Genomic DNA, 3,787 nt, shown 5'->3' on the forward strand with positions numbered 1-3,787 from the left:
CCAGGATGAGATTCCCGGTCAGCCGTACACCGCGACGACCTGGACACTGACGACCCTGCGCGAGTGGGGGATGGATGCCGCCGCGCTCGGCGACACGGCCGACCGGCTGGCCGTGAGCGCCCGTTGGGAGTACGACGATCTGCCCTATTGGGACGGTGAGGTCGACGTCTGCATCAACGCGATGACGCTGGCGAACGGGGCGTGGCTGGGTCGCGACATGTCGCCGCTCGCCGCATGGTTCCCGGCCCATCAGCTGGAGGACGGCGGATGGAACTGCGAGTGGGTCGACGGGTCGGTGCGCTCATCGTTCCACTCGACGATCAACGCCGTGCGCGGCCTGCTCGCGTATGAGGAGCTGAGCGGTGACAGCTCTGTGACGGCCTCGCGGCGACGAGGCGAGGAGTACCTGCTCGCCCGGCGTCTGCGCACCCGCCTGTCGACCGGCGAACAGGTCGGACCCTGGACGGATCTGCTCGTGTATCCCTACCGAGCGCCGTTCAGTGCGCTGAAGGCCGCCGACCACATCACCGCGGCGGCCGTGCACGACGGCATCCCGCTCGATCCGCGCGCCGCCGACACTCTCGAGATCGTGCGTGCCGGCTGTCAGAGCGACGGTCGCTGGCTGCAGGGGTTTCACTTTCCCGGCGAGGTGTGGTTCCCCCTGGATGTCGAGGTCGGTGAGCCCTCCAGATGGGTGACGTTCCTCGCACTGCGCGCGCTGTCGCGGGCGGGAGCGGCGTCGGCCTGAGTGGGCCGTCACACGACGAAACGCGATTGGTCCTCGACCGCGCTCGACCGCGACGATGGGTCGGTCATCGACGCCCGATCCGTCGATGTCGACAGGAGGACCCGTGAGCAGGCGAGCATTCACCACACGGCAGCTGCACGACCGGCCGCCGCGAGACCACGGCGCGATCGCGGCGGCCCGTGCGACACCGATCTATCTCACCGCCGGCTTCGAGTTCGGCGAGTACGACGACGCCGCCGCGCATTTCGGTCGGGGAGAGGGCTACGCCTACACGCGCATCGGCAATCCGACGATCGACGCGGTCGAGCACACCCTGGCCGCCCTGGAAGGCGGCTCGCAGGCACTGCTGCTGGCCAGCGGCCAGGCGGCGACGACGGTCGCTTTGCTTTCGCTGCTCGAAGCGGGACAGCACATTGTGGCATCGACCCACATCTACGAGGGAACCCGCGGCCTGCTGCGCGAAAACCTGCCACGTTTGGGCGTGACGACCGATTTCGTCAGCGAGATCGACGACCTCTCCGCCTGGGAGGCCGCCATCCTCCCGACGACCCGTGCGCTGTTCGCGGAATCGATCTCCAACGCGAGCAACCGACTCGTCGACATTCCGGCGCTTGCGGCGCTCGCGCATCGGCACGGGATCGTTCTGGTCATCGACAACACCTTCGCCACTCCGTACCTCGTCCGACCGCTCGAGCTCGGCGCCGACATCGTGGTCCACTCTGCGAGCAAGTTCCTCGCCGGCCACGGCAGCGTGCTCGGCGGCGCCATCGTCGACAGTGGCCGTATCGACGCCGCGACGATCGCGCAGACCTACCCGCATCTGGTGGCGCCGGGTCGGGGCGGAGACCCGAGCATCTTCGAGCGGACGGGCGCAGACGCGCGCATCGCGTATGCCCGTGAGTCGGTCGCTCCGCGATTCGGCCCCACGCCCTCGCCGCTGAACGCGTTTCTGATCGGACAGGGCATCGAGACTCTCAGCTTGCGGGTCGAGCGCCAGAGCGCCAACGCGTGGGCACTCGCGCAATGGCTGGAAGCGCGCCCCGAAGTGGCCGCGGTCGACTACGTCGGTCTCGCTTCGCATCGCGATCATCAACTCGCCCAGCGCGATCTCGCCGACGGATTCGGATCCGTGTTCAGCTTCACACTCCACGGTGACGCCCAGACGGCGCGCCGGTTCGTCGAGGCCCTCGACGTCTTCACCCACATGACGCACCTCGGCGATGTGCGCTCGCTCGTGCTGCACCCGGCATCCACGTCCCACGCGGCGCTGACCGACGCCGAGCGCGCCGCGGTCGGCGTGCACCCCGGAACGTTGCGGGTCTCGATCGGCATCGAAGACGTCCACGACTTGATCGACGACCTCGCCCAGGCGTTGTCGGTCGCCAGCGACGTTCCCGTCGCGGTGCTCGCGTGAGCCGGCTGCAGCACTTCGGCTGGTTCCTGGCGCGCGGCTTCGGGCCGCATGGCTGGGGGCATCCGTACCTGGACTGGAACTGGGACTGGACGCGTCCCGATCTCTACCAGCAGTCCGCACGAGAGCTCGAACGTGCCGGCTTCGAGTTCGTGCTCATCGAGGACGCGCCCTCGCTCGGCTCGCCCGAGACCATCGACCTGCGCGTACGGCACGCCTTCGGCGGTCCGAAGCTCGACCCGCTGCTGCTGGCCCCGTACCTCTTCCAAGCGACGACCCGCCTGGGTGTGATCCCGACGGTCAACCCGGCCGCGTACCTTCCCTACACGGCCGCCCGCCAGTTCGCGACGCTGCAGCATCTGAGCGGCGACCGGCTCGGATTGAACGTCGTGACCGACACCGGAAGCGCCCGCCACTTCGGTGGCGCTCCACAGCTGAGCCACGACGCGGCCTACGATCGCGCCGAGGAGTGGCTCGACGGCATCCGCGCCCTCTGGAACTCGTGGGGTGAGGGGGCGCTGGTGCGCGATGCAGCCACCGGCGTCTACGCCGACGGCACGAAACTGGATCCGGTGCGACACCGCGGCGAGTACTTCGCTTTCGACGGCCCGCTCAATGCCGTGCCGTTCCGGCGCGGCGAACCCGTCATCGCCTCACCCGGAGGGTCGGGGCGTGGGCTCGGCTTCGCGGGCGCGAACTCCGACATCCAACTGGCGCTCGCGCCGCTGACGGAGCAGAGCGTGCGCGCCTACCGCGCGAAGATCCACGCCGCCGCCGCGGAGCGCGGGCGGGCGCCGTCCGACGTCAAGATCCTGTTCGCGCTGCAGCCGGTGATCGTCTCGTCGGCGGAGGAGGCGGACCGGGTCGTCGCCGCCTCCGCGCACCCCGACGACGCCGCTCTGCGTGCGATCGCCCAACGGCAGTCGAGCGACCTCGAGACCGACCTCACCGTCCTCGATCTGGATGCTCCGCTGCCGGAAGGCATCTTCGCCGAACACGTCTCGCAGGGATCCATCCGTCGACTCATCGGCGACCGGGATGCCGCGACCGCGCCACTGCGGACCCACCTCACCGCGCTGTCACGGGCGGGTCGCATCTCGGACCGCACCGGCTTCGTGGGCACGGCGGAGGAGTTTGCCGATCTCGTCGAGGAACTCGGCGAGTGGGGCAACGACGGGGTGCTGCTGTGGGGCGACCTGCACCCCGTGACGATTCACCGCACGCTCGACGAGCTCGTACCGGTGCTGCGTCGCCGCGGCATCCTGCGCGACGAGCTGTCGGACGGCGGCCTGCGCGCGAGCCTGCAGTCGTTCTGACGCCGCGACCGAGGGCGCGGCGTTTCGACGCGCTGCGCTCTGCGTTTCGACGCGCGCTCGCTCAACGACCGGGGGTATGTACCCGGTCGTTGAGCGAGGAGCGCAGTGACGAGTCGAAACGCAGACGAATCGAAACGCAGAAGAGCGAATCGGGCGCGAGGTCAGCCCAGGCCGTTGGACTTCAGCCAGGCGGCGGCGATGTCCTTCGTCGACTTCTGGTCGACCTTGGACTCGACATTCAGCGCGACGAGACCCTCGGGGGTGAGCTTCGCGTCCACCGCGTGATGACGTCCGCCGCTCGGCCGGAACGAG

Annotated in this window: 3 protein-coding genes; all 3 read left to right on the top strand. The window is 69.3% G+C overall.

The features are described 5' to 3' along the window. Nucleotides 1-748, top strand: a 748-nt coding sequence (locus I5I_RS02115; RefSeq protein ID WP_036315911.1) for a hypothetical protein, incomplete at its 5' end; no start/stop codon positions are given. A gap of 103 nt (nt 749-851) precedes the next feature. Next, nucleotides 852-2,162 carry an O-acetylhomoserine aminocarboxypropyltransferase/cysteine synthase family protein gene (locus tag I5I_RS02120; RefSeq protein WP_036315914.1) on the top strand — a complete coding sequence of 437 codons (1,311 nt, stop codon included), beginning with the start codon at nt 852-854 and terminating at the stop codon, nt 2,160-2,162. Then, the gene (locus I5I_RS02125; RefSeq protein WP_036315917.1) at nt 2,159-3,475 is read left to right on the top strand and encodes an LLM class flavin-dependent oxidoreductase; all 1,317 of its coding nucleotides are present in this window, start codon (nt 2,159-2,161) and stop codon (nt 3,473-3,475) included. Before I5I_RS02120 ends, I5I_RS02125 begins: the two co-directional genes overlap by 4 nt. Nucleotides 3,476-3,787 lie beyond the last annotated feature (312 nt).

The sequence above is a fragment of the Microbacterium sp. B24 genome, from assembly GCF_000333415.1.
In the GTDB taxonomy this organism is placed as follows: Bacteria; Actinomycetota; Actinomycetes; order Actinomycetales; family Microbacteriaceae; genus Microbacterium.